The 26,627-nt window shown below is 71.7% G+C and carries 25 protein-coding genes and 1 tRNA gene; 10 read left to right on the top strand and 16 right to left on the bottom strand.

Annotated elements, in window-relative coordinates; translation table 11 throughout:
• Position 1 precedes the first annotated feature (1 nt).
• Complete coding sequence (locus tag ACSMXR_RS32890; protein ID WP_137229071.1) at positions 2–910, top strand: DUF2510 domain-containing protein; 909 nt, start codon at positions 2–4, stop codon at positions 908–910.
• A 135-nt stretch (positions 911–1,045) separates the two neighbouring features.
• On the opposite strand, the gene ACSMXR_RS32885 is transcribed toward ACSMXR_RS32890, so the two are convergent.
• Positions 1,046–3,112, bottom strand: a complete 2,067-nt coding sequence (locus ACSMXR_RS32885) for a phosphocholine-specific phospholipase C (protein ID WP_473170561.1) — start codon at positions 3,110–3,112, stop codon at positions 1,046–1,048.
• 153 nt (positions 3,113–3,265) lie between these two features.
• Here ACSMXR_RS32885 and ACSMXR_RS32880 point away from each other — a divergent pair, with 153 nt between their 5' ends.
• The gene (locus ACSMXR_RS32880; protein ID WP_473170560.1) at positions 3,266–3,832 is read left to right on the top strand and encodes a YciI family protein; all 567 of its coding nucleotides are present in this window, start codon (positions 3,266–3,268) and stop codon (positions 3,830–3,832) included.
• Positions 3,833–3,988: 156 nt separating this feature from the next.
• Here ACSMXR_RS32880 and ACSMXR_RS32875 read toward each other — a convergent pair whose 3' ends face one another.
• The 4 genes from ACSMXR_RS32875 to ACSMXR_RS32860 all read right to left on the bottom strand — a co-directional run bounded on the left by ACSMXR_RS32875 (position 3,989) and on the right by ACSMXR_RS32860 (position 7,680).
• Positions 3,989–4,657: an alpha/beta hydrolase gene (locus ACSMXR_RS32875; RefSeq protein ID WP_473172474.1), complete on the bottom strand. Its 669-nt coding sequence runs from the start codon at positions 4,655–4,657 to the stop codon at positions 3,989–3,991.
• Between the two features lie 152 nt (positions 4,658–4,809).
• The gene (locus ACSMXR_RS32870) at positions 4,810–5,466 is read right to left on the bottom strand and encodes a response regulator (RefSeq protein ID WP_376188327.1); all 657 of its coding nucleotides are present in this window, start codon (positions 5,464–5,466) and stop codon (positions 4,810–4,812) included.
• Positions 5,445–6,542, bottom strand: coding sequence for a hypothetical protein (locus tag ACSMXR_RS32865; RefSeq protein ID WP_473170559.1), 1,098 nt, complete (start codon positions 6,540–6,542; stop codon positions 5,445–5,447). The genes ACSMXR_RS32870 and ACSMXR_RS32865 overlap by 22 nt, the downstream gene beginning before the upstream one ends.
• Positions 6,535–7,680 carry a sensor histidine kinase gene (locus ACSMXR_RS32860; protein WP_473170558.1) on the bottom strand — a complete coding sequence of 382 codons (1,146 nt, stop codon included), beginning with the start codon at positions 7,678–7,680 and terminating at the stop codon, positions 6,535–6,537. The genes ACSMXR_RS32865 and ACSMXR_RS32860 overlap by 8 nt, the downstream gene beginning before the upstream one ends.
• Before the next feature lie 208 nt (positions 7,681–7,888).
• Between ACSMXR_RS32860 and ACSMXR_RS32855 the strand changes: the two genes are divergently transcribed.
• Together ACSMXR_RS32855 and ACSMXR_RS32850 are read left to right on the top strand one after the other, a co-directional pair.
• On the top strand, positions 7,889–8,827 hold the full coding sequence (locus tag ACSMXR_RS32855; RefSeq protein WP_137228453.1) for a peptidoglycan-binding protein: 939 nt from the start codon (positions 7,889–7,891) through the stop codon (positions 8,825–8,827).
• A 115-nt stretch (positions 8,828–8,942) separates the two neighbouring features.
• Entirely contained in the window at positions 8,943–9,887 is a 945-nt protein-coding gene (locus ACSMXR_RS32850; protein ID WP_305619974.1) for a peptidoglycan-binding domain-containing protein, read from the top strand.
• Positions 9,888–10,044: 157 nt separating this feature from the next.
• On the opposite strand, the gene ACSMXR_RS32845 is transcribed toward ACSMXR_RS32850, so the two are convergent.
• A tRNA-Pro gene (locus tag ACSMXR_RS32845) sits at positions 10,045–10,118 on the bottom strand.
• A 135-nt stretch (positions 10,119–10,253) separates the two neighbouring features.
• Here ACSMXR_RS32845 and ACSMXR_RS32840 point away from each other — a divergent pair.
• Positions 10,254–10,979 (top strand): transketolase, encoded by a 726-nt coding sequence (locus ACSMXR_RS32840; protein ID WP_473170557.1) that lies wholly within the window; start codon positions 10,254–10,256, stop codon positions 10,977–10,979.
• Positions 10,980–11,014: 35 nt separating this feature from the next.
• Positions 11,015–11,917, top strand: a complete 903-nt coding sequence (locus ACSMXR_RS32835) for a transketolase family protein (RefSeq protein WP_473170556.1) — start codon at positions 11,015–11,017, stop codon at positions 11,915–11,917.
• A gap of 42 nt (positions 11,918–11,959) precedes the next feature.
• Here the strand turns inward: ACSMXR_RS32835 and ACSMXR_RS32830 are convergent, their stop codons facing one another.
• Positions 11,960–12,358 carry an MmcQ/YjbR family DNA-binding protein gene (locus ACSMXR_RS32830; protein WP_473170555.1) on the bottom strand — a complete coding sequence of 133 codons (399 nt, stop codon included), beginning with the start codon at positions 12,356–12,358 and terminating at the stop codon, positions 11,960–11,962.
• A 225-nt stretch (positions 12,359–12,583) separates the two neighbouring features.
• On the opposite strand from ACSMXR_RS32830, the gene ACSMXR_RS32825 reads away from it, so the two are divergent.
• Positions 12,584–16,084, top strand: a complete 3,501-nt coding sequence (locus tag ACSMXR_RS32825) for a ThuA domain-containing protein (protein ID WP_473170554.1) — start codon at positions 12,584–12,586, stop codon at positions 16,082–16,084.
• 152 nt (positions 16,085–16,236) lie between these two features.
• Positions 16,237–16,965, top strand: a complete 729-nt coding sequence (locus ACSMXR_RS32820; protein ID WP_364887177.1) for a sugar phosphate isomerase/epimerase family protein — start codon at positions 16,237–16,239, stop codon at positions 16,963–16,965.
• Between the two features lie 61 nt (positions 16,966–17,026).
• Here the strand turns inward: ACSMXR_RS32820 and ACSMXR_RS32815 are convergent, their stop codons facing one another.
• Positions 17,027–17,977 carry an NAD-dependent epimerase/dehydratase family protein gene (locus ACSMXR_RS32815; RefSeq protein WP_473170553.1) on the bottom strand — a complete coding sequence of 317 codons (951 nt, stop codon included), beginning with the start codon at positions 17,975–17,977 and terminating at the stop codon, positions 17,027–17,029.
• A gap of 123 nt (positions 17,978–18,100) precedes the next feature.
• Here ACSMXR_RS32815 and ACSMXR_RS32810 point away from each other — a divergent pair, with 123 nt between their 5' ends.
• Positions 18,101–18,379, top strand: coding sequence for a hypothetical protein (locus ACSMXR_RS32810; protein WP_473170552.1), 279 nt, complete (start codon positions 18,101–18,103; stop codon positions 18,377–18,379).
• A 101-nt stretch (positions 18,380–18,480) separates the two neighbouring features.
• Here ACSMXR_RS32810 and ACSMXR_RS32805 read toward each other — a convergent pair whose 3' ends face one another.
• Genes ACSMXR_RS32805 through ACSMXR_RS32795 form a run of 3 tightly spaced genes read right to left on the bottom strand, consistent with a single transcriptional unit; the run spans position 18,481 to position 21,227 of the window.
• Positions 18,481–19,311 (bottom strand): ABC transporter ATP-binding protein, encoded by an 831-nt coding sequence (locus tag ACSMXR_RS32805; protein ID WP_473170551.1) that lies wholly within the window; start codon positions 19,309–19,311, stop codon positions 18,481–18,483.
• Positions 19,308–20,327, bottom strand: a complete 1,020-nt coding sequence (locus ACSMXR_RS32800) for an ABC transporter substrate-binding protein (protein ID WP_376188338.1) — start codon at positions 20,325–20,327, stop codon at positions 19,308–19,310. Before ACSMXR_RS32800 ends, ACSMXR_RS32805 begins: the two co-directional genes overlap by 4 nt.
• Before the next feature lie 36 nt (positions 20,328–20,363).
• Complete coding sequence (locus tag ACSMXR_RS32795; RefSeq protein WP_473170550.1) at positions 20,364–21,227, bottom strand: ABC transporter permease; 864 nt, start codon at positions 21,225–21,227, stop codon at positions 20,364–20,366.
• Between the two features lie 255 nt (positions 21,228–21,482).
• On the opposite strand from ACSMXR_RS32795, the gene ACSMXR_RS32790 reads away from it, so the two are divergent.
• Positions 21,483–22,505 carry a LacI family DNA-binding transcriptional regulator gene (locus ACSMXR_RS32790; protein WP_137229081.1) on the top strand — a complete coding sequence of 341 codons (1,023 nt, stop codon included), beginning with the start codon at positions 21,483–21,485 and terminating at the stop codon, positions 22,503–22,505.
• Positions 22,506–22,538: 33 nt separating this feature from the next.
• Here ACSMXR_RS32790 and ACSMXR_RS32785 read toward each other — a convergent pair whose 3' ends face one another.
• The 5 genes from ACSMXR_RS32785 to ACSMXR_RS32765 are packed head-to-tail and all read right to left on the bottom strand — an operon-like array spanning position 22,539 to position 26,610.
• Positions 22,539–23,123 (bottom strand): GAF domain-containing protein, encoded by a 585-nt coding sequence (locus ACSMXR_RS32785; protein WP_030076479.1) that lies wholly within the window; start codon positions 23,121–23,123, stop codon positions 22,539–22,541.
• Positions 23,120–23,743: a GTP-binding protein gene (locus ACSMXR_RS32780; protein ID WP_030623183.1), complete on the bottom strand. Its 624-nt coding sequence runs from the start codon at positions 23,741–23,743 to the stop codon at positions 23,120–23,122. The genes ACSMXR_RS32785 and ACSMXR_RS32780 overlap by 4 nt, the downstream gene beginning before the upstream one ends.
• A complete protein-coding gene (locus ACSMXR_RS32775; RefSeq protein WP_030076475.1) occupies positions 23,721–24,092 on the bottom strand; it encodes a DUF742 domain-containing protein in 372 nt (123 codons plus the stop codon). Before ACSMXR_RS32775 ends, ACSMXR_RS32780 begins: the two co-directional genes overlap by 23 nt.
• Positions 24,093–24,094: 2 nt before the next feature.
• Positions 24,095–24,529, bottom strand: coding sequence for a roadblock/LC7 domain-containing protein (locus ACSMXR_RS32770; RefSeq protein ID WP_030582309.1), 435 nt, complete (start codon positions 24,527–24,529; stop codon positions 24,095–24,097).
• A gap of 5 nt (positions 24,530–24,534) precedes the next feature.
• Complete coding sequence (locus ACSMXR_RS32765) at positions 24,535–26,610, bottom strand: sensor histidine kinase (RefSeq protein ID WP_473170549.1); 2,076 nt, start codon at positions 26,608–26,610, stop codon at positions 24,535–24,537.
• Positions 26,611–26,627: the final 17 nt, after the last annotated feature.

Below are 26,627 nucleotides of genomic sequence, written 5' to 3'. Positions count from 1 at the left end.
GATGACCCCGCCCGGCTGGCATCCAGACCCCGGGCACTCAGGCAAAGGCCCCGCTCAGGAACGCTGGTGGGACGGAGCGCAGTGGACCGGCCATGTCCGCGCGTCGCCCGGCGCGGCGCGCCGTCGTGGGATCCGCATCGGCGTCGGCGTGACGGTCGCCGTCGTGGTGCTCGCCGCCATCGGGGGCGGCGTGTATCTGCTGGGCGAGGACGGCAACGACCGGCCGGACACCGCGGCCTCGTCGCCGTCCGCCGCCCCCGACCTGCCTGGCCCGCCGGACGGCGACCGGAAGGACGGCGGAACGGGCGGCGAGGGTGACGGCGGGGAGAACGGCGAAGGCCAGGGGCCCGGCGGGGAGCTTCCGCCGAGCGAGCCGGGCTTCGCCACCGACCTCGCCGCCGGGATCAGCCTCCCGGTGCCCGAGGGGTGGAAGGGAAGGTCCGGGGCGGTCGGCGCCGGAGTGACGACGGGTGAGCACCCCTGCCCCGGCGACACCGCCGAGACCTGCGTACGCGGCGGAGTGTTCTCCGCCCCGGCGGCCGCCATGAAGCTCACCGCCGGGACGCCGGAGGAGGCGGCCAAGAAGGACATCGCCGCCAACGCCGAGGAGTCCTACGGCGGAAAGAGCTACGGGAAGATCGGCTCGCACGAGGAGCTGAAGTCCGAGGCCGTCACGGTGGCGGGCGGCAAGGGCTATGTCGTGCGGTGGAAGGTGGTGACGGAGAAGGGCGACGACGGATACGTGGAATCGCTCGTGTTCCCCTCCCCCACCTCCAAGGACATGCTCGTCGTGGTCCGGTCCGGGTTCGACATCAACAAGGACGCGCCGAAGCTGTCGGTCCTCGACGAGATCACCGGCGGGATCAAGGCCGCGTCCGGTGCCGGTGGAAGCACCGGCGGGGCGGTCTGACACACCGCACACCATCGGCCCGCACCGCACGGAACCGGTGGGCCCGCACCGCACGGAACGGCGGGCCCCGACCTTCCTCGGTCCGGGCCCGCCGTTGTCCGTCGTCCGTCGTCCGTTGCCGCAGACCCGCCGTGCTCAGTCCGTGGCCGTCGCCGGGTCGCTGACCCCGACGGCCCCCGTCTCGACATGACCGGCGAAGCGGCGCAGGAAGACCGGGTCGCCCTCGGCCGTGACGGACACGTCGTACCAGCGCTTGCCCGCCCGCAGGTCCATGGTGCGCGACACCGTGGCGCCGGGCCGCACGGTGACGGTCTGCTCCGCTCCCCCGTACGCCTCGGCGTTGGCGAGGGTGAGGCGGACCTCGGTGTCGCCGGGGTTGGTGAGCGTCAGGTCGAGGTTGCCGCTCCCGTCGTTGTGGCGGGCGGTGACCTCGGGGCCGGCGGTGGAACCCGGGCTCCTGAACGTACGCAGGAAGCCGTTGGGGCCGTGGACGGTGAGGTCGTGGGTGCCGCCGGAGTAGGCGGAGTTCCAGGCGTCCGCCACGGTCCTGCCCGCCTCGGCGGTGTACGTCCACGGGACGTCGGTCCGGTTCGCGGAGGTGACGTAGAACTGCGCACCGGCCGCCGTCCCCGGGCTGAAGGTGAGCGCGATCTTCCCGGTGCCGGTGTCGACGACGGCATCGACGTACGGGGCGTACGGGAGCGGCCGGGCGGGGCGGCCGCCCGGCTCCTGCTTCGGCATCGAGCCGACGGCGGGCGGGGTGGGCCGGTAGTCCGGGTGCCGCTCCCGGTCCGGCGGCTCGTAGGCGTCGGTGTCCGGCAGGTCGCCGGGGGCGGGCTCGGGCCGGGCGAAGTCGAAGGCGGAGGTCAGGTCGCCGCAGACGGCGCGCCGCCACGGCGAGATGTTCGGCTCGCGCACCCCGAAGCGCTGCTCCATGAACCGGAGCACCGAGGTGTGGTCGAAGGTCTCGGAGCACACGTAGCCGCCGGTGCTCCAGGGCGAGACGACCAGCATCGGGACGCGCGGCCCGAGTCCGTAGACACCGGGGCCGTACGAGGAGCCGCCCGCGTACACCTCGGTCGAGGTGTCGGCCGTGGACAGGCCCCGGTCGGCGGAGGTCGGCGGGTGGGGCGGTACGACGTGGTCGAAGAAGCCGTCGTTCTCGTCGTAGGTGATGAACAGGGCGGTGCGGCTCCACACCTCGGGGTCGGACGTCAGCGCGTCGAGCAGCCGCGCGATGTACCAGGCGCCGTAGTTCGAGGGGAAGTTGGAGTGCTCGGTGAAGGCCTCCGGGGCGGCGACCCAGGAGATCTGCGGCAGCTTCCCGTTGCGGACGTCGGCGGCGATCCCGTCGAAGTAGTCGTCGCCGTCGGCCACGTTCGTACCGGTGCGCGCCTTGTCGTACAGCGGGTCGCCGGGCCGGGCGTCGCGGTACCTGTCGAAGTAGAGCAGCGAGTTGTCGCCGTAGTTGCCCCGGTAGGCGTCGTCGATCCAGCCCCAGCCGCCGGGGCCGTCCAGACCGTCGCCGATGTCCTGGTAGATCTTCCAGGAGATCCCGGCCTCCTCCAGCCGTTCGGGGTACGTCGTCCAGCCGTAGCCCCGCTCCTCGTTGCCGAGGACGGGCCCGCCGCCGGTGCCGTCGTTGCCGGTGTGCCCCGACCAGAGGTAGTAGCGGTTGGGGTCGGTGGCCCCGATGAACGAGCAGTGGTAGGCGTCGCACACGGTGAAGCGGTCGGCGAGCGCGTAGTGGAACGGAATGTCGTCCCGGGTCAGGTACGCCATGGTCGTCGGCGTCTTCGCCGGGATCCAGCGGTCGTAACGCCCGTCGTTGTACGCCTGGTGGCCGCCCGCCCAGTCGTGGTTGAGGCCCTGGAGGAACTGCATGCCCAGGTCGTCCGCGGTCGGGTGGAACGGCAGGGTCTCCTTGCCCGCCGCATCGGCCTGGTGCCAGACGGACTTCCCGCTCGGCAGGGTCACGGGCCGCGGGTCGCCGAACCCCCGTACCCCTTTCAACGCACCGAAGTAGTGGTCGAAGGAACGGTTCTCCTGCATCAGGACGACGATGTGCTCGACATCCTCGATCGTCCCGGAAGCACGGTGGGCGGGAATCGCGGCGGCGCGGTCGATGCTGCCCGACAGCGCGGCGAACCCCGCCGTGGCACCGGCTATCTGGAAAAAGCGGCGCCGATTCATATCAGCCATGAGTGAGGGGCCTCTTGAAGTGTGGGGAACAGAAGCGAACAGGATGTTCCAAGAGAACCGAACAGAACGGAAGAGGTCGTGACGCAACGGTTAACGCCGGCCGTACGCACGAAGCGCGCCGTCCGCTCCGGGGCGCCCGGGTACGGTTCCGGCATGCCGTTCTACGTACACGCACAGGACAAGCCGGATGTCGCGGACCAGCTGGCCGAACGCTGCGAGGAGCACTGGTCCTATATGGACCGGTTCGCGGACGGGCTGATATTCCGCGGGCCCACCCTGTCCGACGACGGGGAGGAGCACACGGGCAGCGTCCATGTGGTCGACCTGGCCGACCGGGCGGCGGCGGAGCGGTTCGCGACCGAGGAGCCGTTCTGGAAGGCCGGTCTCTACCAGGAGTACACGGCGGACCCGGTGATGGTGCTGCTGCACCGCGAACCGGTGGCGGACGCCCTGTACACACTCGTCACCGCCCGCTGGTCGCCGCGCACCCGCACGCCGGGCGAGGCCGAACCGTGGCTGTCGGCCGTGGACGCGGACGAGCGGCCGGCCTTCGTGGCAGCGTTGGTCGACGACGACCAGGACCGTACGACGGGATTGGTCGCGGCCGTGCGGGCGCGCCCGGACGAGGCGCGGGGCCTGGTGCGGCCACTGGCGGACCGGCTCGGCGGTGGGCCCGTGCCGCTCACCGCCCAGCGCTGGCAGCGCGGCGGCCGCAACTGAGCGCCCCGGGTCGTGGGGCGCGCGGCGGGCCCGGCCCAGGGCCGGAGTATCAGGCGCTCGGTCTCCAGGTGGAACGGCATCGTCTCGTAGCCGGCCGTGGGGCCCGCTCTGCCCCATGGGGTGAACCCGCCCTGCCTGGTGGGGTCATCGCGCGGGCTACGGCTGGAGCACGGGTTCGCGCAGCTCGCGCAGCAGGTCCACGAGGAGGTCGGGCCGCCCCACGAACGGGGAGTGCCCGGTGCGCCATTCACGTACCTCCGTGCAGCGCGCGGCCATCCTCCGTTGCAGAGCAGGGGCGATGACCCGGTCCCGGCCGCAGACGACGTAGGTGGAGGGGGTGTCCTTCCAGCTGTGGTGCGTCGGGACTCCTCGCCCGCAGCCGGGGGCCTGCGGGCGGAGCAGGGCGACGGCCCGGGCGGCGAGAAGCTCGGAACAGTCGTGGTACAGGACGTCGGCGGCCCGGTCGGGGCGCAGACGCGTCGATCCGTCGGGCTCGGGAACGATCGCGTCCTGAAGGCGCGGGGACGCGCCGCCCAGCGTGGCGGCGCTCTCGCCGGTGTCCGGCACGAAGGCCGTCAGATAGACCAGATGTCCCGCGCCGCGCACGCCGGTGATCACCGAGCCGCCGTAGGAGTGACCGAGCAGGAGCGCAGGCTCCGTCAGCGAGTCGACAACCGCCTGGACCGCCGCGGTGTCAGCAGGCAACGAGCCTCGGTGGAGCTCGGGTACGACGACCTCGACTCCCCCGGCCCGCAGGCGTTCCGCCACCACGTCGAAGTGCTCGGGGCGGTGGTACAGGCCGTGAACGAGTACTACTGCGGGCAGTTGTCCCGCCTCCTCGGGTCGGATGCTGACATACGGCCTCTCGGCCGTACGAGCCGCGGCCGTCGCCCCACACGTAGTGCGTGCCCGGGCGCCTTGCGCAGCTCGGAGGGACGGGAGGAAGGACGTGCCATGACTCCGGTCTTTGACTTCCCTCACAGATCGTCGAGCTCGACCAGCCCGTCCTGGATCGCCCGGGCGAGGAGTGCGGCCTTGGTGGGAGCCTGTCTGCCGCTCATCGCGTACTTGAGCCTGATGTGTTCGAGATGGGTGTTGACCGTGTGCGGGGAGATGCCAAGGCGGCGGCCCACGAAGACCTTGGACTCGGACTGGAACCACTCGATCAGTACCTCCCGCTCCCGGGCCGAAAGGGTCGGTCGGCTGGCGGAGCGGTCCCCCGCCATGGCGCCCGCCAGGGAGGGCGGGGTGTACGCGCGGCCCTCGCCCGCGGTGAGGGTGGCCTCGCGGAGATGCCCCTCGCCCTCGGCCTTGGTCAGATAACTCAGCGCGCCCAACTCCAGGCATTGCAGGACGGTTTCGTCGTCCACACGCATCGAGTAGACGACCACCCGCCGCCCCGCCTCGGTCAGCTTGCGCAGCTCGCTCATCGCCGGGGCCGGTCCGCCCAGGTGCAGATCGAGGATGACCACATCGGCGGAGGCGCCCTCGCCGGTCCAGGCGACCCGGACGTCCTCGCCCGAGGCGGCGACCCGGATCGGCGGGGTACCGGTCGTCAGCCAGTGGGTGACCCCGGCCCTAACCGCGGGATGGTCGTCCACGATGACCGTGCTCAGCTCTGTCTCTTGCGCCATCGCGCCTCCAAGCGCAGGAAGTCCCCGTACCGGCCGTACTCGACCTCGACACGCCCCGTGGACGCGGCGGCCACCTCGGCACGGGCGTCGGCGATCACGGCGACGCGTACCTCCTCCTCGGTGCGCAGCAGACTCACCCTCGCACGACTGTGCGCGGCCGACAACGCCGTCATCAGGGGCCCGGTCAGCTCCTGCCGGACCTGTGCCGGCACCGCCACGGCCGCCCCGCTGATCGCGAAGGAGACGTCCATGCCGCGGCGTTCGGCCACGTCCACGCACGCGGTGACCTCGTGCACCAGGGGGTCGGGCACTTCGTCGTTCTCGGCGAAGAGCCGCCGCAGCTGGGTGGCGGCCAGCGCGCACCGGCGCCGGGTGTCGCTGTCCCCCGGGTCCAGGATTCCGTCGGCGAGATCCGCGAGCAGCGGCAGGGTAGCCCCCAACTGCCCTGCGAACACATTACGTTGATCGTTCCGCCACTGCTGTGCGGTGAGCACCCTGGTGGCCAGCAGATCCCGTTCCTCGGCCACCGCCATCGCCTCCTGACTGCGGCGGCACAGCGCCCCGGTGATCACCAGGACCGCGAGCTGGACCGTAGTCGCTCCGAAGGCGGCGGCCCCGGCCGCGCCCAGAGTCGCCCGGTCCGGCAGTCCCGTGGCGAGCAACAGCGCCGTGCTCGCAGCCAGATGTACGGCGAGCACCATGACCAGGGCCCGAACCCGGTCCAGCAACAGCAGCAGAAAATGCCAGCCCACCAGGCCGAAGGACCAGTCCGGCGCCTGGAGACGGAGGTCGGGGGCGAGCGCCGCCCTGGCGCAGAGGGAGGCGGCGAGCACGAGCAGGGTACCCGCGGCGACGAGCGGGGTGGGCAGGGGCCTGCGCCGGAGCACCCACCAGGCGCAGGCGGCCGGGACACAGGCCATGGTGAGGAAGACGAGCAGGGCAGACCCCCGCCCCTCGGAGTGGTCTTCGAGGACCGTGCGCAGGGACAGGCCGAACTGCAGCACACCGGTGGCGCAGAGCAGGACGATGCGCATGGTCGCGTGGACGTGCTCGGCCGCCGCCCGCTGGTCATGCACGGGGCCACACCATCCGTACGCGGGTCCCCTCGCCGGGCCGTGAGCGAACGGTGGCCTCACCGCCCACGGCTGCCAGGCGCTCGACGACCGAGCTGCGGATGCCCCGGCGGGAGGGCGGCACCTCGGCGGGGTCGAAGCCCACGCCCTCGTCGCACACCAGGACGGTGAGCCGGCCTCCCTCCCGGCGCAGGCTCAGCGCGGCGGTTCCGACGCCCGCGTGCCGTTCCACGTTCACCAGGACCTCGCGCACCGCGCGCACGAAGGCCAGCGCCACCGAGGCGGGCACCGGGGCATCGGGCTCGGCCCGAACGTCGAGGCGCAATCGGCTGCGGCCGAGGGCGGTGCGCAGCGATGCCGTCAGGTTCACCGGGCTGTCCTGGGCGGTGGCCCCGCCCGCGGTTCCGGTAAGCACGGCGAGGTCGCGCCGGGCGTATGCGGCGACCCGGGCCGGATGCGCGTCCTCGCGCACCGCCACCATGAGGAAGGTCGAGGCGGCCGTGTCGTGCAACAGCGCGAGGTACTCCCGTTCCTGCCGGTGCCGCGCCAGGGACACCGCTTCCGTACGCGCGAGCGCCGAGCGGCGGGCCCGCAACTCGTCGAGCCGCTGTCCCGAGCGGCGCAGCAGGACGAAGCCCAGCCGGGCGAGGAGGCATTCGAAGAGCAACCGCGGCAGCAGGGTGCCCAGCCCCTCGCCCCCGACCACGGCCAGGTCCACGGCGAGCAGCCCAGCTGTGACGGGCACGGACACCGCGGGGGACCACTCCCACTGGAGCGTGATCGCCGTGGTGGTCAGCAGGTTGAGCGCCCAGAGGTTCGGCGGCCCGCCGGTCCACTCCTGGGTCGCGCAGACGGCGAGGACCCGTACCACCGCGAAGGCCAGCGAGAGCGCGGGCGCCCTTCCGGTGAGACCCGACCAGAAGTCCACCGCCGAACCGGCGAGCATCAGCGCGAACAGCCCGTAGCCCAGGGGCAGGGAGTCCGCCGGCACCGCGAGAAGACCGAAGACGCTGATGACCAGGACCGCGACGCCCCGCACCGGACCGGCCAGCCGGCGGGCGGAGGCCAGGAAGAGGGACTCGACACCGGGTGGCGGAGCCGCGGCCGCCGGGCCGGGCTCGCGAGGCGTCGGCGCGGGCACCGGACCACCGACCTCCCTGATTGGACCCGGCCCTCCCCGTGGGCCGGTACCGACGACCGCGGACTATATCGAAGCGGTACGACGGCATGGTGCCGCACTCCGGCAGCGCGTGCACTCCGGTCAGTAGGTCGAACACGCGATGTAGGACAGGGCAGTTGCCTGTTAGCTTCGGCGCCCATGTTCCTCGACGCCAGGAGGCGGATTGAGAATGAGAACGAGATCCGGTCGTGCCTGGGCGGCGATGGCCGCGCTGTGCGCGGCCCTGATGATGTCCTTCGGGTTCGCCCCGCAGGCCACCGCCGCTCCCGCCTGGCCGGTCATGAGCAACGGGTCCTCGGGCCCGGACGTCGGTGCCGCGCAGTACCTGCTGCGCAGCCACGGCCACGACATCGCCGCCGACGGTGCCTTCGGTCCCGGGACCGAGAACGCCACCCGGGCCTTCCAGGAGTCCAAGGGGTACGCGGCGGACGGGGTGATCGGCGCCGAGACCTGGCCCGGACTGGTGGTCACCGTCCGGGAAGGCAACAGCGGTGACGCGGTGGCCGCCGCCCAGACCGTGTTGAACAAGCACGGCTACGGCCTCGCCGTGGACGGGCAGTTCGGCCCCGGAACGGCTTCCGCCGCCAGGTCCTTCCAGAGCGAGCAGGGTCTGGAGGCGGACGGCATCGTCGGCCCGCAGACCTGGCAGCACCTGCTCGGCCAGGGCGGCAGCGGCGGGGGCGACCACTCGCTGCCCATCGCCCGCGACGCCCTGTCCCGTGACCACTACGGGGCCCCGCACCACGACTATCCGGCGCTCGACCTGCCGGTGGGCACCGGAACCCCGGTGTACGCGGTGGACTCCGGCGTGGCCAACCAGATCAACAACGACCGGTGCGGTCTGGGGTACGAGGTGGCCGCCGACAACGGCGCCACCTACTACTTCTGCCACTTCTCCGCACACGGAGTCGGATCCGGCACCCGCGTCGGACCGGGCACCCAGCTCGGCCTGTCCGGCAACACCGGCAACTCCACCGGTCCGCACCTGCACATCGAGATCGTCGCGGGCGGCGCGAACCGCTGCCCGCAGCCCTACCTGCAGGCCATCTACGACGGAAGCAACCCGCCCGGGGTGGGTGACCTCCCGACCAGTGGCTGCATCGAATAGCAAGACGCTCGGGCCCTTGGCGGGGAACTGTTCGACTCCCGCCAAGGGCCCTTGTGCTTGGCCCGGTCGGGCCCGTAGCCGGGCTCGTACTTCCTTCTCATCATCTGGAGCAGTCTTGACTACCGAAACAGGAGCTCCGCCCACCGGATCGGCCACCGTACGACGCATGGTCGTGGCCCTGGCGGCGGTGTGCGCGGCCCTCGCCGTCTCGCTCGGTCTCGCGCAGGGGGCCTCCGCGGCGCCCGCCTGGCCCGCCCTCAGCAACGGCGCCACCGGGGCCAATGTCACCACCGCCCAGTACCTGCTGCGCGGCCACGGTTACGACATCTCGGTGGACAGCGACTTCGGCCCGGGAACCGAGAACACGGTCCTCGCCTTCCAGGAATCCAAGGGATACGCCGCGGACGGGGTGATCGGCGCCGAAACCTGGCCCGGACTGGTGGTCACGGTCCGGGAGGGCGAGAGCGGCGACGCGGTCTCGGCCGCGCAGACCGCGCTGAACAAGCACGGCTACGGCCTCGGCGTGGACGGGCAGTTCGGCCCGGCCACCGCCTCCGCGGTGAAGGATTTCCAGAGCAAGCAGGGGCTGGACGCGGACGGTGTGATCGGCCCGCAGACCTGGCAGCATCTGGTCGGCACGGGCGGCGGCGACGATGACGGCGGCTGCTCGGTGCCGAGCGACCCCGACCCCGAGGTGCTCAAGGCCGTCTACCAGAAGGCCGTCGAACTCGGTGTGGACGACCGGGTGCTGCTCGCCGGATTCGAGGCGGGCGTGGTCGAGTCCAACATGAACAACCTGCCCTGCGGTGACCGGGACTCGCTCGGCGTCTTCCAGCAGCGCCCCTCGCAGGGCTGGGGGACTCCGGAGCAGATCATGGACGTGGCGTACGCCTCGAACTCCTTCTTCACCCGCGCCATCGACGCCGCCGCGGCCCACCCCGACTACACGGCGGGTCAGGTGGCCCAGTCCGTACAGGTCTCGGCCTACCCGGACCGCTACGACGCCGTGGAGGGCACCGCCCGTGAGCTGATCGAACAGGCCAAGGGCCTCGTCGGCTAGCGCTCCCCCACCGGCTCAGCCCTTCCAACCCGCAGGAGGCGATGCCTTCCCGCAGTGGACGCCGGATCTCCAGCTGGTCCCCGACAAGACCCCGGAAATGATGCAGGGCCGGTTTCGGATTACTCCGAAACCGGCCCTGATCTGCGACTGTCTCCAGTCGGGACGACAGGATTTGAACCTGCGACCCCTTGACCCCCAGTCAAGTGCGCTACCAAGCTGCGCCACGTCCCGCTGGCGTCTGACCTGGGGTTTCCCCTGGCTGAACGCGCATGAGAACAATACCGCACTCCGGGAGGTGGTCACCAACACCATTGACACCATTCCGCGCTTGACCTCAACCATGGTTGACGTTGAACGCTCGGTGCCATGACGAACACAACCGCCGCACCGGCCTCCGGCCACCGGGCCGCATCCGCCCCCGACCTCCGGGATCTGCCGCGTCTGATCGCCCTGATGACCGGGGACGAGAAGCACGCGCCCGCCGCCCATTCCACGCTCGACGCCCTGTGGGTGCTCTACAACAGGGTGCTCCGGGTCACACCGGACTCGGTCGACGACCCCGGGCGGGACCGCTTCCTGCTGTCCAAGGGGCACGGGCCGATGGCGTACTACGCGGTCCTCGCCGCCCACGGCTTCTTCGGCGAGGAGCTGCTGCCCGGTTTCGGGGCGTACGACTCACCGCTCGGGCATCACCCGGACCGGCTGCTGGTGCCGGGGGCGGAGATCGGCAGCGGGTCGCTGGGGCACGGGCTGCCGATCGCCGTCGGGACCGTGCTGGGCCTGCGGGCCCAGGGCCGCACCGATCCCCGGGTGTGGGTCCTGATCGGCGATGCCGAGCTGGACGAGGGCAGCAACCACGAGGCCATCGCCCACGCGGGCCCGGCCGGGCTCGAACAGCTGCACACGCTGGTGATCGACAACGCCTCCGCCACCCATGGCTGGCCCGGCGGCATCGCCTCCCGCTTCGCCTCCGCCGGATGGGCGGCGGTGACCGTGGACGGCCGCGACCACGAAGCCCTGTACACGGCGTTCACCGCGCCCCACCCGGGCAAACCGCTGGCCGTCGTCGCCCGCGTCGACCCCAAGAACTGACCGCAGCAGACCGAGAACCCCGGGAGGGACCCTTCATGGACACCATGCGTGACCGATTCATCAGCACCGCCTCGCAGCTTCTGGACGAGGAGCCCCGGCTGGCCGTGGTGCTCGCCGACATCAGCGCCGACGGTTTCGCCCCGGCCCGGCGCGCCCACCCGGACCGGGTCGTCAACGTCGGCATCCGGGAACAGCTGCTGGTCGGGGCCGGGGCGGGGATGGCGCTGACGGGCCTGCGGCCGATCGTGCACACCTTCGCCAGCTTCCTGGTGGAGCGCCCGTTCGAGCAGGTCAAGCTGGACTTCGGGCACCAGGGGGTCGGCGGGATCCTGGTGAGCGCGGGCGGCTCGTACGACTGGCCGGCCGGCGGCTTCACCCATATGGCCCCCGGTGACGTCGCGCTCCTGGACACGCTCGACGGCTGGACCGTGCACGTGCCGGGCCATCCGGACGAGGCCGAGACCCTGCTGCGGGAGTCGGTCGCGGGCGACGACCGGGTGTACGTACGTCTCTCCCTCCAGGCGAACCGGGAGGCGCGGCCGGTGGGCGGCGCGGGCGGGTTCACCGTGGTGCGCGAAGGGCGGCGCGGGACCGTGGTCGCGGTCGGGCCCATGCTCGACAACGTGCTCGCCGCCACCGAGGGGCTCGATGTGACCGTGCTGTACGCGACGACCGTGCGACCGTTCGACGCGGCGGGGGTGCGCCGGGCCGCCGGCGCCGCCTCGACCGCGGACGTGGTGATCGTCGAGCCGTATCTCGCGGGCACCTCCGCCGCCGCGACGGGCGAGGCGCTCATGGACCTGCCCCACCGGGTGCTCGGCCTGGGCGTGGGCCGCGCCGAGCTGCGCCGCTACGGGCAGATGGAGGAGCACCTCGCGGCCCACGGCCTGGACCCGCAGGGCCTGCGGGCGCGGATCACGGGCTTCCTGCGCCCCTGACCGGCGCCTGTCCAGGGGCACCCTGATGACCGGCCGCCACGCTCAGTCGTGCCCCTCCCCCGGCCGGTCCTCCCCCGGGACCGCCGGCTCCGGATGTGCCGCCGCCAGTCGGCGCGGGGCGACCTGCCGCCAGGAGTCGGCGAGGATGGCGGCCAGCTCGTCCGCGGCCTCCAGCGCGGACAGCCGGACGCGCATCCAGGCGTAATGGTCGTCGTGCCCCTCGCGGATGAAGAACTTCTCCGGCTCGGTGGCGATCAGCTCGGCGCGGTCCTCCCGGGGACACTTCACGCCCATCGTCGTCTCGTCGTCGCCGAGCGAGGCGAAGATCTTGCCGGCCACCCGGAAGGTGGGCTGCCCCCAGGCGAGCTTCTCGGTGGTGTCGGGCAGGGACAGCGCGGCCGAGCGGACGTCGGCGGCGGTGATCGTGGGGTCGGCGGTCATCCCGTATCTCCGTTTCGACGGCACCGGCGGCTGTGGCCGGGTTCGATCCGACCGTAACGCCCGGCACCGACATCCACCCGCGACCGGGCCCCGCGCCGGGCCGGCCCAGTGGGCGCTGCAGACCCATTGACCCCGCCGGAGGGCTGAACCTACTCTGAACGGCGTACTTCAGAAAGCGCTTTCTATACACCCCACAGTCGGCTTCTACCGCACAGGGAGCGCCCCATGAGACGCCGTTCGTTACGCCGGGCCGGCCGCGTCGGCCGATCCCCCGGCGGCCCGTCCCCCCTCATCGCCGTCACCTCGCTCCTGGCGCTGGTCCTCGCCCTGCTGGTGGCCTCGCCGGCCGGCGCGCAGGCGGCCGCCCCGTACCGGGTGCTCGTCTACTCCGAGGTCACCAACTCCGACCACCCCTCGATCCCGGCCGGCATCGAGGCGGTGAAGAAGCTCGGAGCCGAGCACGGCTTCGAGGTGGAGGCCACCGCCGACTCCGCGGTCTTCAACGACGCGGACCTGGGCCGCTTCCAGGCGGTCGTCTTCAACAACACCAACTCCACGCCCGAGACGGGTGATCTGCTCGACGCCGAGGAACGGGCCGCCCTCCAGCGGTACATCCGGGCGGGCGGCGGCTGGGTCGGGCTGCACTCCGCGTCCGCCAGCGAGCGGGACTGGGAGTGGTACGAGGGCCTGGTCGGCGCGATCTTCGACAAGCACCCCGTACCCCAGACCGGCCGGATCAAGGTCCTCGACCACGCGCACCCCTCGACCCAGCACCTTCCCGACCTCTGGGAGCGCCAGGAGGAGTGGTACAACTGGCGCACCAACCCCACGTCCAAGGTGCACACCCTCGCCCAGATCAAGGTGCGCGACGGCATCGACGGGCTCGACGAGGGCGTGGACCATCCGTTCTCCTGGTGCCAGAACTACGACGGCGGCCGCTCCTGGTTCACGGCGGGCGGGCACGACAAGGCGGCCTTCGAGGAGGAGGCGTTCGTCCAGCATTTGCTCGGCGGCATCCAGTGGGCGGCCGGCGCGGCGGAGGGCGACTGCACCGCCACGCGCACCGGTTCGTTCCAGCGGACCCCGCTCGCCACGAGCGATCTGGCCGACCCGTTCGAGCTCGCCGTCGCCCCCGACCGCCGGGTGTTCTTCGCCCAGCGGACGGGCAAGCTGAAGGTCATCGACCAGGAGACGATGAAGGTCTCCACCGCGCTGGACTTCGCGTACACCCCGGAGATGACCAGCCAGTCGGACGGGCTGCTGGGGCTGACGCTCGACCCCGGGTTCGCGGAGAACAACTGGCTGTACCTGCTCTACTCGGACAAGGTCGAGAAGCGGCTGAACCTGTCCCGTTTCACCGTGGACGGCAACACCGTCGACCCGGCCTCCGAGAAGCGGCTGCTGACCGTGCCGACGCTGCGCGGCGAGGGCCGGGCCAACTCGCACATGGCCGGTTCGCTCGCCTTCGACAAGGACGGCAATCTGTACGCGGCGACCGGCGACAACACCGACCCGTTCGCCTCGGACGGCTTCACGCCGATCGACGAGGGCGAGGGCCGGCGCGCCTGGGACGCACAGGGCACCGCGGGCAACACCAACGACCTGCGGGGCAAGATCCTGCGGATCACGCCCGAGGACGACGGCACGTACTCCGTTCCGGAGGGCAACCTCTTCACGCCGGGCGCGGAGAAGACGCGGTCCGAGATCTACGCGATGGGCATGCGCAACCCGTTCCGGATCACCACCGATCCGGTCAGCGGGGCGCTGATGGTCGCGGACTACGGCCCCGACGCCCGCGAGGCGGTGGCGGACCGGGGTCCGGAGGGCACGGTCGAGTACACCCGGATCACGGAGGCGGGCAACTTCGGCTGGCCGTACTGCATCGGGAACAACACCCCGTTCAACGACTACGACTTCGCGACGAAGACGTCCGGCCCGAAGTTCGACTGCTCGGCGCTGGTGAACGACTCGCCGAACAACACCGGGCTGCGGGAGCTGCCGCCGGCCCAGCCCGCGACGGTCTGGTACGCCTACTCCGCCTCGGCCGAGTTCCCGGAGGTGGGCACCGGTGGCGGCGGTCCGATGGGCGGCCCGGTCTACGCCTACGACCCGGACAACACCTACCGCACCAAGTTCCCGGAGTATTTCGCGGGGAAGGCGTTCAACTACGAGCTGACCAGGGGCTGGTTCAAGACGTTCTCATTCCAGAGCGAGGACCAGACCTTCACCGATCCCCGGTTCGACCCGGTGAAGGCGGGGGACCTCCAGTCGATCAACGGCATCTTCGAGGACATGGAGTGGAACCAGCCCTTCGACGCGGACTTCGGTCCTGACGGGGCGCTGTACGTCATCGACTTCGGCCTCGGCAGCGGCACGGGCCGCGGCGGCAGCAACGAGGGCGCGGGCATCTACCGGATCGACTACGTCGGCGACGGCCGGCTGCCCGACGCCAAGATCACCGTCGACCGGGACAGCGGACCGGACCCGCTGACCGTGACGTTCTCCAGCGAGGGATCGGGCCTGCCCGGCGACCAACCGGTCAGCTACGCCTGGGACTTCGACGGTGACGGCACCACGGACTCGACCGAGGCCGCCCCCTCGCACACGTACACCGCCAAGGGGCTGCACACCGCACGGCTCACCGTGACCGGCCCCGACGAACTGACGGCGCTCGCGGTGCAGGACATCACAGTGGGCAATACCCGGCCCGAGGTGACGATCCAACAGCCGCCGGACGGCGGGATGTTCAGCTTCGGCGACACGATCCCCTTCACCGTGGAGGTGACCGACGCGGAGGACGACGCGAGCGGTCCGATCGACTGCTCGCGGGTCGTGGTGCAGTCACAGCTCGGCCATGACACCCATCTGCATCCGCTGGACAACTACACCGGCTGCACCGGTGAGATCGTCACGGACGCCGGGGACAGCCACGGTCCGGGGCAGAACCTCTACTACGGGATCACCGCCCAGTACGAGGACAAGGGCGCACCGGACGCGCCCGCGCTGACCGGCTCCACCTCGCTGACCCTGCGCACCTCGTTCCGCGAGGCCGAGCACCGTACGGCGACGGGCGGCGCCAACGGCGGTGCGGACATCGGAAGTCGGGCCGACGCCTCCGGCGGGAAGCGGCTGATCGAGATCGAGGACGGCGACTGGGTCAGCTTCGATCCGGTGAACCTCGAAAACGTCGACTCGGTGACGGTCGGCGCGTCCTCCGGCGGGCTCGGCGGCACCGTGGAGTTCCGCGCGGGCTCCCCCACCGGCGAGCTGCTGGGCTCGGTGGAGGTCCCGAACACCGGTGGCTACGACAAGCTGATCTCGCCGACGACGGAGCTCAAGGACCCGGGCTCCACGACCACGTTGTACGCGGTCTTCACCAACCCCGACTGGAGTCCGGACAAGGCCGATCTGCTGTCCGTCGACTGGCTGCACTTCAACGGTCCGGGGGTGGAGAAGGAGGCCGGGACGAAGGTGGCGGTGAAGGCCGAACCGGCGTCCGGCACCGCACCGCTCGCCGTGTCGCTGAGCAGCACGGTCGAGCTCGCGGAGGGCCGCACGATCGCCTCGTACCACTGGGACTTCGGCGACAACGTGAAGCCGTCCGGGCCCGAGGGCGCGACGGCGACGCACACCTACGACCGCAAGGGCACGTACACCGCGCATCTGACGGTCACCGACGACAAGGGCGACACGAGCACCGGCGCCGTCCGCATCGATGTGAAGTGAGGAGTCCCGTGGCAACGAAGCACGTGAACGGAGCCCGAAGAGCCTTTCTCGGTACGGCGTTGGGGGCGGTGGCCGCCGTCGGACTGGGCGCCGCCCCGGCCGTCGCGGCCGGTCGGCGGGGTTGCCGGCGGATCCCGCCGTCGGGGATCGGGATGCACCTGTACACCATGCGGACGCCGCTCGCGGAGGACTTCGCGGGCACGCTGGAGCGGCTGGCGGAGATCGGGTACGCGACGGTCGGCGTCAGCGGCCGGCACGGCAACTCACCCGCCGCGATACGGCAGATGCTGGACCGGACGCGGCTCAAGGCGGTGCTGGAGCACGTCGGCTACGACATCGTGACCGGCCCCGGTCTGCCGCAGGCGCTGGAGGACGTCCACACCCTCGGCGGTCAGTGGATCGTGGTGCCGAGCCTGCCGGGTTCGCTGCATTCGCCGGACGGATACCGTGAGGTGGCACGGCAGTTCAACCGCGCCGGGCTGGCGGCCCGGGAGTCCGGGCTGAAGCTGCTCTACCACAATCACGGCAGCGACCATCAAGTGGTGGACGGCGTCAGCCTGTACGACATCCTGCTCGACGAGACCGACCCGGAGCTGGTCGGCTTCGAGCTGGACCTGTACTGGGCGGCCGACGGCGGCTCCTCCGACCCGGGCGAACTGTTCGTCCGGCACCGGGGCCGGTTCCCCGCGCTCCATGTGAAGGACATGGCGCCCAACGGGGACTTCGCGGATGTCGGGTCGGGGATCCTGGACTTCCCGGCGATGTTCGACACCGCGCGGCAGGGCGGGGTGAAGCAGTGGCTGGTGGAGCATGACGCCCCGGCCGATCCGTTCGCCTCGGCGCGCGCCAGCTACCGGTATCTGTCCCGGCTGCGCTACTGAGCGACGGCTTCCGCGGTCCGGCCCCGGGTGTGCGGTACGGCGCCCGGGGCCGGGCCGCGTTTCAGCGGTGGGCGGCGAGGAACTCCCCGTACCAGGCGAGGGTGGCGTCCAGCGCGGTCTCCAGCGGAGTGGGGGCGAGTCCGTAGGCCTTCTCGATGGCGGAGGAGTCCAGGATCTGCGGTTCGGTGTGCTGGTAGAACATCTCGGCGTACTCCGCCATGAAGGTCTCGTCGAACGGGCCGAAGGGGCGGGGCTCGGCGACGACGGTGAGGTCGATGGGCCGGCCGGTGCGTCGCTCGACGAGCGCGAGGATCTCACGGGTGGTGCGGGCCGGTGCGGTGGGCAGGTGCCACACCCGGCCGTCGGCGTCCGGGTGTTCGCCGAGCGTGGCGAGGCCGGCGGCGACGTCCTCGATGTAGGTGTAGCTGTGCGGCAGGTCGATGTCGCCGAGCGCCGGCACGGGCTGCCCGGTGAGCGCGGCGGGGAAGACGGCGCCCCCGAGCGTGGAGTTGAGGACCTCGGGCCCGACGAAGTCGGCGGACCGCCCGAGGACGACGGAGAGCCGGCCCTCGCGGTGCGCGGCGAGGTAGCGGGCGTCGAGCTCGGCGCGCATCCGGCCCTTGCGGGTGGTGGCGTTCCACGGGCTGCCCTCGGTCATCACCGCGCCGTGCGTCTCCCCGTACGGATAGACGGTGTCGAGCACGACCAGCCGCGCGCCCGCCGCCTCGGCCGCCCCGAGGACGGCCTCCTGGATCTTCGGCATGACCTCCACCTGGAGGTGATAGCCGACATTGACGCAGTGGTACACGACCGCGGCCCCGGCCACGGCGGCGCGAGCGCCTTCGGCGGTGGCGACATCGGCGGCGAACCGCTCGACGCCTTCAAGCGCGGGCCCGCTCCCTGACCGGTCGACCAGCCGGACGGGGTGGCCCCGGCGGACGAGTTCACGGGCGAGGGCGGTACCGGCGGGTCCGGAGCCGAGGACGGTGTGGAGGGGGTGGGCGGTGGCCATGAGATGTCCCTTCGATGCGTTCACTTCTGTTAGAGACTGTAACCACAGCTACGACACCTCGCAATAGCTTCCGTTAGAATCCTTAACAGAAATCAGCCCGTCTACGGAGAGGGCCCTGTCACGGTGGACTTCGCAACGATCCACTGGTCGGCCGCTTGCGATGCCTGCGGCGCGGCCCGACTGGTCCTGTCGGACCTCCCTGCCCGGCGGCTGCCGATCCTCCGCGTTCTACGGAACAACGGCGAGCGGACGCTCCCCGAGGCGCGGGCACTCCTGCAGCAGATCCTCGGCGGTGGCCATCACGGCACCGGGCCCGAGATCGAGCTGCTGGCGCGGAGATTGCGCGCGGTCGGCATCGCCGCCGAAGCGGTGCGGGCTCCGGGCACGTCCGGCAGCTCCTGACCGGGACGTCACGACGGCGCACCGCGCCCCGTAACGCAGTCGTGCCGGGCAGGAGGCCCGCCCGGCACGTACCGCTCTTCCTGTCGCCCCCTCGGGCCGCCTCAGTCGTGCGCCGACACCGCCCCCAGCAGGTCGCGGATGTGCGCCGCCGCCGCCCGGAACTCCGGGCGGCCCAGCGTTTCGCTGTAGTCGCGCTCCGCGGGCAGTCCCACCTCGATGATCTCCGTGACGGTGCCGGGGCGCGGGCTCATCACCACCACCCGGTCGGCCAGGTAGACGGCCTCCGAGATGGAGTGGGTGACCAGCAGGACCGTGGTGCCGGTGGTCCGCCAGATCCGGTTCAGCTCGGTGTTCATCTGCTCGCGGGTCAGGGCGTCGAGCGCGCCGAACGGCTCGTCCATCAGCAGGACCGGCGGTTCGTGCAGCAACGCCCGGCAGAGCGCGACGCGTTGCTGCATGCCGCCGGAGAGTTCGTGCGGATAGGCGTCCTCGAAGCCGGTCAGTCCGGTCATCCGGATCAGCTCGTCGGCCCGCCCACGCGCCTGGGCGGGTTCCATGTGGCGGATCTCGGCCTGGAGCAGGATGTTGCGCAGCGCCGAGCGCCACTCCAGCAGGGCCGCGCGCTGGAAGACATAACCGATGTCGTGCCGGGGCCCGGTGACGCGCTCGCCGCCGAGGAGGACGTCGCCCGAGGAGGCGGTGAGCAGGCCGGCCACCAGCTTGAGGAGGGTGGACTTGCCGCACCCCGAGGGTCCGACGATGGCGACGAACTCGCCCGGCGCCACATCCAGCGACACCTCGCTGAGCGCCGTGACGTCGCGCTTCTTGCTGCGGAACCGGACCGCCACGTCCGTGAGCCGGACCCCCGCCGCCGGGCCCGACCCGGCGGGGGACGGGGTGCGCGGGGTCGTCTGCTGCTTCGGCATCGTCATCCCTTCAGCGCCGTCTTCGCGTCCCAGTACTCCCCCACGGCCTTCGGCTTCGTGACCATGCCCGCCTCGGCGAACACGTCGATGGTCTGCTGCCAGTCCTCCTCGGTGTTGACGCCGGGCGCCTTGCCCTCGGTCGCCGCCGTGTGGAGCAGGGTCAGCGTCGTCGTGAACTGCTCGGACAGCACGGTCTTCGGCGGCAGTTGCTCGGAGGCCCCCTCCATCGCCGCCACGGCCGGTTCGGGCGCCTTCGAGGCGGCCGTCCAGGCCTCGCTGACCGCCTTCACCATGCGTTCCGCCACCTCCGGCTTGGAGCTGAGGATCTTCTGACCGGCGAGCAGGCCGTTGGAGTAGAAGTTCAGCCCGTGCTCGGAGAAGCGGAGGTAGGAGACCGGCTTCTTGGCCTTGTCCTGCATGGTCGGGCCCTGGTCGCTGGCGTAGCCGAGCAGCCCGTCGGTCTTCCCCGAGATCACCGCGGCGATCTTGCCCGCCGGGTCGGTGTTCTGGACGGTGACGTCCGATTCCCCGATGCCGTTCTTCTTCAGGAAGATCGGGAAGGTCTTCGACAGCGCGTCCCCGGCCGTCCCGGCGATCGTCCGTCCCTTGAGGTCGGCGGGCGCCTTGATGCCCTTGGCGTCGAAGAACTGCACGGAGGCCGGGGTGGTCTGGAGGAAGACGCCGAGGCTCTTCACCTTGACGCCCTGGTCGACGCCCGCGAGCAGGGCCGGGGTGTCGGCCCAGCCGAAGTCGGTCTGCCCGGCGGCCGTCGCCTGGACGGTCTTCTGGGAGCCCTGGCCCGCCCGGATGTCCAGGTCGATGCCGTGCTTCTCGAAGATCTTCTGCTGCTTGCCGTAGTAGAACGGCGCGTGTTCGCCGTACGGATACCAGTTGAGTGTCAGCGTGACCTTGTCCAGCTTCTTGCCGGAGTCACTGGTGCTGGTCGAGGCGTCCTCGCCGCCGCAGGCGGTGGCCACCAGGACGAGGGGTACGACACCGATCAGGAGTCTGCGCGCATGCATGGGCTGGCCCTTCTCACGAGGAGGTCGGTGCGTGTTTCAGTACGTGGTGGTGGCCGAGGTGTCCCGGCGGCTGGCGTGCCACGGCAGGAGCAGCTTCTCGGCGATCTCGACGACGACGAAGAGCACGACGCCGATCAGCGACATCACCAGCAGCCCCGCGAAGAGCATCGGGGTGTCGAGGTTGCCGTTGGCCTGGAGGATGACGTAGCCGAGCCCCTCGTTCGCCCCGACGAACTCGCCGACGACCGCGCCGGTCACCGCGAGGGTGACGGCCACCTTGAGGCCGGAGAACAGATGCGGCAGGGACGCCGGGAAGCGGATCTTCACAAAGGTCTGCCAGGGCTTCGCCCCCATGGTGGCGGACAGTTGGAGCATCTCCGGGTCCACCGCCTTGAGCCCGGTGACCATCGAGATCACCACCGGGAAGAAGGCGATGAGCACGGCGATCAGGATCTTGGGGGCGATGCCGAAGCCGAGCCACACCACGAACAGCGGGGCGATGGCGATCTTCGGCACGACCTGGGCGAAGAGCAGGATCGGGTAGAGCGTGCGCTCCACCGTCGAGGAGTACACCATCACCACCGCGGCGAGCACGCCGACGGCGACCGCGATGACGAAGCCGAGGAGCGTCTCGTACGTCGTCACCCAGGTGTGCTCCCAGAGGTAACCGGCCTTCGAGGTCAGGACGTCGAGGGTCGCACCGGGCGACGGCACGAGATAGGGCTCGATCAGCTCGGCGGCCGCGATCGCCCACCAGACCACCAGCGCGGCCAGCAGCAGGGCGAGAGGCCGCCAGCTCTGCTCCGCCACGCGGACGAGCCGCTCACCGGTCGTGGGACCGGCCCTGCGGGCGACCCCCGCCACATCGGCGGGGCGCTTGGTCAGCGCGCTCTGACTCACGGTGAACTCCCTGGACTTCGGGGGCAGTTGTGGAGAGCTGTGCAAGGGTGCGATGCTGCGGACCTTACCGTGAAGGCGCTTTCAGAAAGCGCTTTCTGGTAAGGTGCCGCCACGCTAATGACTGCTCCCTCGCACGGTCAATAGGTCGTCCCGAAGTTTCGGGGCCCTGCCACCACCGCACCCCTGGGGGTCGAGTTGAGTGAACGGGAAACACCGGTCCACCCCGATACGCGCCGCCGGGCCCCCGCCGCCCATGTGACGCTCGACGCGGTGGCGCGCGAGGCGGGCGTCTCGCTGGCCACCGCCTCCCGGGCGCTGAACGGCACCACCCGGGTCCGCGACGATCTGCGCGGCCGGGTCCGCGCGGCGGCCGATCTGCTCGGCTACATCCCCAACGCCCACGCCCAGGCCCTGGCGAGCGCCGAGGGCAACCGTACGGTCGGGCTGATCTGCCACGACGTCGGCGACCCCTACTTCGCGGGCATCGCCGGCGGGGTGATGCGCGCGGCCGCCGAACAGGATCTGCTGGTGATGCTCGCCTCCACCTTCCGTGAACCCGCCCGCGAGATCGCGTACGTCTCGATGCTGCGGGCCCAGCGCGCGCGGGCCATCCTGCTGATCGGCTCCGGCTTCCAGGACCGGGCCTGGGAGCGGGCGATGGACGCGGAGCTGGAACCGTACGTCCGGGCCGGCGGCAGGGTCGCGGTGGTCAGCCGGCACCGGTCGATGCGGGTGGACACCGTGCAGCCGGAGAACCGGGCCGGGGCGGCGGCGCTCGCGGCCTCGCTGGTGGCGCTGGGGCACCGGGAGTTCGCGGTGCTGAGCGGTCCGCCCGAACTGACCACGGTGGCCGACCGGTTGACCGGGTTCCGGGAGGGGCTCGCCGGGGCGGGCATCACCCTGGAGCGGGTGGTGCGGGGCGCGTTCACCCGGGAGGGCGGGCACGCGGCGGCGCGGCAGTTGCTGGCCGCCGGGGGTCGGCGGCCGACCTGTCTGTTCGCGGTGACCGATGTGATGGCGGTCGGTGCGCTCGCCGCGCTGCGGGAGGCCGGCATACGCGTGCCCGAGGACATGTCGCTCGCGGGCTTCGACGACATCCCCGTCGTACGGGAGGTGTCGCCGCCGCTGACCACGGTGGCGCTGCCGCTCACCGAGATGGGCGAGCAGGTGATCGCCCTCGCGTTGCGGACACCGTCGGGAGCGGGGCGCTCCCGGGTGCTGCGGATCGAGGGGAATGTGGTCCTGCGGGGCAGCACTGGTGCGCCGCCCGGGAGTTGAGCGGCCCCTGCCGGCTGCGGGGAGCGGTCGGAGTCAGAGCGGGTGGTGGCCCTCCCGGTCGTCGATCTGGCGGACGAGTTCATGGGCGAGCGACTTGATGGTGTCGAGCCCGGCCCGCCCCCAGGGGCGCGGCACGGTGTCGACGGCACAGACGGTGCCCAGCGCGATGCCGGTGCGGTCGATCAGCGGCGCCCCGAGATAGGAGCGGATGCCTATGTCGTCCACCACCGGATTGCCCGCGAACCGCGGGTAGTCGCAGACGTCGTCCAGGACGAGGGCCTTGCGCCGGACGAGGACGTGCGGGCAGTAGCCGTGGTCGCGGGCCATGTACCGGCTGCTGCGGCTGCTGCCCGCCGCGGCCGAACCGAGGTCCTGACCGCCGCGGTTGCCCGCCGGGGTGTGCAGTCCGGCGAAGAACTGCCGGTTCTCGTCGATGAAGTTGACCATCGAGAAGGGCGTGGCGGTCACTTCGGCCACCTTGTCGGCGAAGGCGTCGAAGTTGTCGTAGGAGGCGTCGGGGCGCTCCCCGAGATCCAGCTTGCGCAGCCGCTGTGCGCGGGCCGGGCCGTGCCGGTCGGTGGGCGTCAGCAGCATCCGGCCGGTGGCGAAGGATGTCACGGGTGGGCTCCGAAGGTCTGCAGCGGTGCGGGGGCCGTGGTGGCGTTGATGAGGTGTTGTACGAGGGTGACGAGGGCGCCCGTGCCGGAGCTGGCGATCCGGGCGTCGCACAGGACGACGGGCACTTCGGGCCCGAGGTCGAGCGCGGCGCGGACCTCGTCCGGTTCGTAGCGGTAGGCGCCGTCGAACTCGTTGACGGCGACGATGAATCCGATGCCGCGCCGTTCGAAGAAGTCCACCGCGGCGAAGCATTCGGCGAGGCGTCGGGTGTCGGCCAGCACCACGGCTCCGAGCGCGCCCTGGGAGAGCTCGTCCCACATGAACCAGAAGCGCTCCTGGCCCGGTGTGCCGAACAGATAGAGCACATGCTGCTCGGAGAGGGTGATGCGGCCGAAGTCCATGGCGACGGTGGTGGCCGTCTTGGACTCCACGCCGTCCAGATTGTCGGTCCCCACACTGACCTGGGTGAGCAGTTCCTCGGTGGACAGCGGGGCGATCTCGCTGACCGCTCCCACGAACGTCGTCTTGCCGACGCCGAATCCGCCGGCGACCAGGACCTTGAGGGCGACGGGAAAGAACTCGGAGGTTCCGGTGCGGTCAGAGCTGTCGTCGTAAACCATCGAGCACTGCCTCCAGCAGGGATCGGTCGGTGGGCATGTCATGGAAAGCGGGAGCGTGCGCGGTGACGGCGCCACAGGCGACCAGGTCGGAGAGGATGACCTTGGCGACGACGGCGGGCAGCCGGAGGTGTGCGGCGATCTCGGCGACGGACATCGGCCCTTCGCACAGGCCGAGGGCCACGGTGTGCTCGGGGCCGAGCGGAATGTCCGGCTCGATGCCCGTGGCCATGATCAGGGACAGCAGGTCGAACGCGGTGGACGGCCGGGTGCGGCCGTTGCTGATCGTGTACGGGCGGATCAGCCGGCCGGCCGCGTCGTCGAGCAGGGGCCCGTCCTGCGGGGCCGGCATCCTCAGATCCCCGGGGTGAACGGCGCCCCGGCCGGCTGCCGGAGCGGGGTCGTCAGATAGGGACGGACACTCTTGACCAGCATCGCCATCTCGTACCCGAGCACCGCGGCGTCCGCCTCGCGCCCGGAGAGGACGGCGAGGCAGGTGCCGGATCCGGCGGTGGAGACGAACAACAGCGTGGAATCCAGCTCGACGACCACCTGCCGGACGTCCCCGTTGTCGCCGAAGCGGGCCCCGGCGCTGCGGCCCAGGGAGTACAGACCGGCAGCGAGGGCCGCCATGTGGTCGGCGCTGTCGGGGTCCATGCCATGCACGGATTTCACCAGCCCGTCGGCGGAGAGCAGGACCGCGCTGCGGGTGTAGGGCACGCGTTGGACCAGCCCGCTCAGCAGCCAGTCCAGGTCCGAGACCTGGCCGGACGGCATATCGCTCGTCATGGTGTCTACTCCTTGAAGGTGGTGTCTTTACGGGGTTCCGGGACGGCCCGGCCCGGCAGGAAGGACTCGGCCGTGAACGCTCCGGGCTCGCCCGCCGCGCGGCCGTGGGCGCCCTCGGCCTGGCTGCCGGGCCGGTACGCCGAGGTGTCGTGCGGGTACGCGTCGGGCGGATAGCTGTCCGGTACGGGCAGGCCGGCCGCGGGCAGCGCGTGGTCCGTGCGGGCCGGACCGGGGCGGTCGGGCGGTGCGGTGGCTCCCCGTACGGGGAGGGGCGAGAGCGACTCCAGGGGGGCGTCGAGCGCGGTCTGGCCCCCGGTGCCCGTGCCGCCCTGGTTTCCGTAGCCGCCGTCGGGGCCCTCCTCCTCGGCGGTCTGGGCCTCGGCGAGGTCCACGCCGCGCCGGAAGGCGGCCATGAGACCCGGGTCGTGCAGGGCGTGCTCGTCCTCGACGCGCGGGGCGGGCGCCTCGCGCAGCTGCGGTACGAGGCTTTCCTGGTTCGTCCGCTTGGGCAGCTCGGGCCGGGCCGGCGACGGAGCCGGGCGGTCGTCGCGCTCGTGGACGGCCGCCGGTTCGGGCCGGTGGTCGCGCTCGGGCGGGGAGGCGGGCGGGGCGGGGCGGTCGATGCGCTCGGCGCGCAGCGGGAGGGGCGGGGCCTCGCCCGCGGGCGGTCGCGGGCGGCCGTTCTGCCCGGCGGCGGGCGCCTGGGGCGGGCCGCCGGCGGGTGCCGGGGCCGTCGGCCGGGGCGTTCCCATCCCGCTTCCGCTTCCGTTCCCGGCCTCGACGGGCGGCCGGTGCACGGCGCCGGGCGGCGGTACGGGCACGGCGTCGGGCGACGGCGGGGCGTCCGGGTCGTTGCCGAGCAGCGACTGCGGGAGGACCAGCACCGCCTGCGTACCGCCGTAGATGTTGCTCTGGAGGCGGACGGCGATGCCGTGGCGGCGGGCCAGGGCCGAGACGACGAACAGACCGATCCGGCCGTCCTGGAGCAGGTGGGCGACGTTGACCTGGTCGGGGTCGGAGAGCAGGGCGTTCATCCGCTTCTGCTCGTGGTCCGGCATCCCGAGGCCGCGGTCCTCCACCTCCAGGGCCAGTCCGGCGGTGACGTGCTGGACGCGCAGCAGCACCTGGGTGTGCGGGGCGGAGAAGACCGTGGCGTTCTCGACCAGTTCGGCCAGCAGGTGGATCACGTCGGCGACGGCGTGGCCGCGCAGGGTGCCGTCCATCGGCGGGACCAGCTTGACCCGGGGGTACTGCTCGACCTCGGCGATGGCCGAGCGGAGCACCTCGGTCATGGTGACCGGGTTGCTCCACTGCCGTCGGGAGACGGCCCCGCCGAGCACGGCGAGGTTCTCCGCGTGGCGGCGGATCCGGGTGGCGAGATGGTCGACGTGGAAGAGGCCCTTGAGGAGGTCGGGGTCCTCGACCTCGTGTTCCAGCTCGTCGAGGATCTGGATCTCGCGGTGGACGAGGGATTGCAGCCGTCGCGCGAGGTTGACGAAGACCTCGACCTTCTGTTCGTTGCCGGCGCTGCTGAAGAGCTGGGAGGCCTGGACGACGGCGGCGACGGCGGCGTCCTGGGCCCGCGCCATCTCCTGTCCGAGCAGGTCGAAGGCGTCGGCCCCGGGCGCGGCCGGTTCCGGGGGCCGCCGGGCGGCGACGGTCTCGCCGTTGCGGAGCTGTTCCATCACCCGTTGCAGCTCGGCCTGGCCCTGGGCGCTGGCCCGGCGGAGCGCGAGGGCCCGGTCGAGCACCTGGCCGGCCACCCGGTTGGCGCCGAGGTAGGCGGCCGCGACGGCGGCGACGGCCAGGGCGGCCGATCCGCCGAGCGCCGCCCAGAGGCTGGGCGAGGAGGCGACGGCTCCGGCGCGGACGGTGAAGATGACCGCGGCGGCTCCGCTGAGCACCGCGGCGATGGCCGGGAGCAGCGCGGTCCGCAGCAGCTGGGGACGTATGCGGGCGTCGGGGGAAGGCCCTGCGGCGCGCGGCCTGCTCGTGGCCGAGTGGGCGCGCGTGCCGGGGCGGCCGTGCCGCCCGCCCTCACGGCGGTCCGGTCGCGCGTCGGGTGCGCGAAGTTGAGACATCAGCGTCCTCGGTACAG

Source organism: Streptomyces sp. DSM 106670, assembly GCF_055792845.1.
This window is presented reverse-complemented; position numbering and strand designations above follow the sequence as displayed.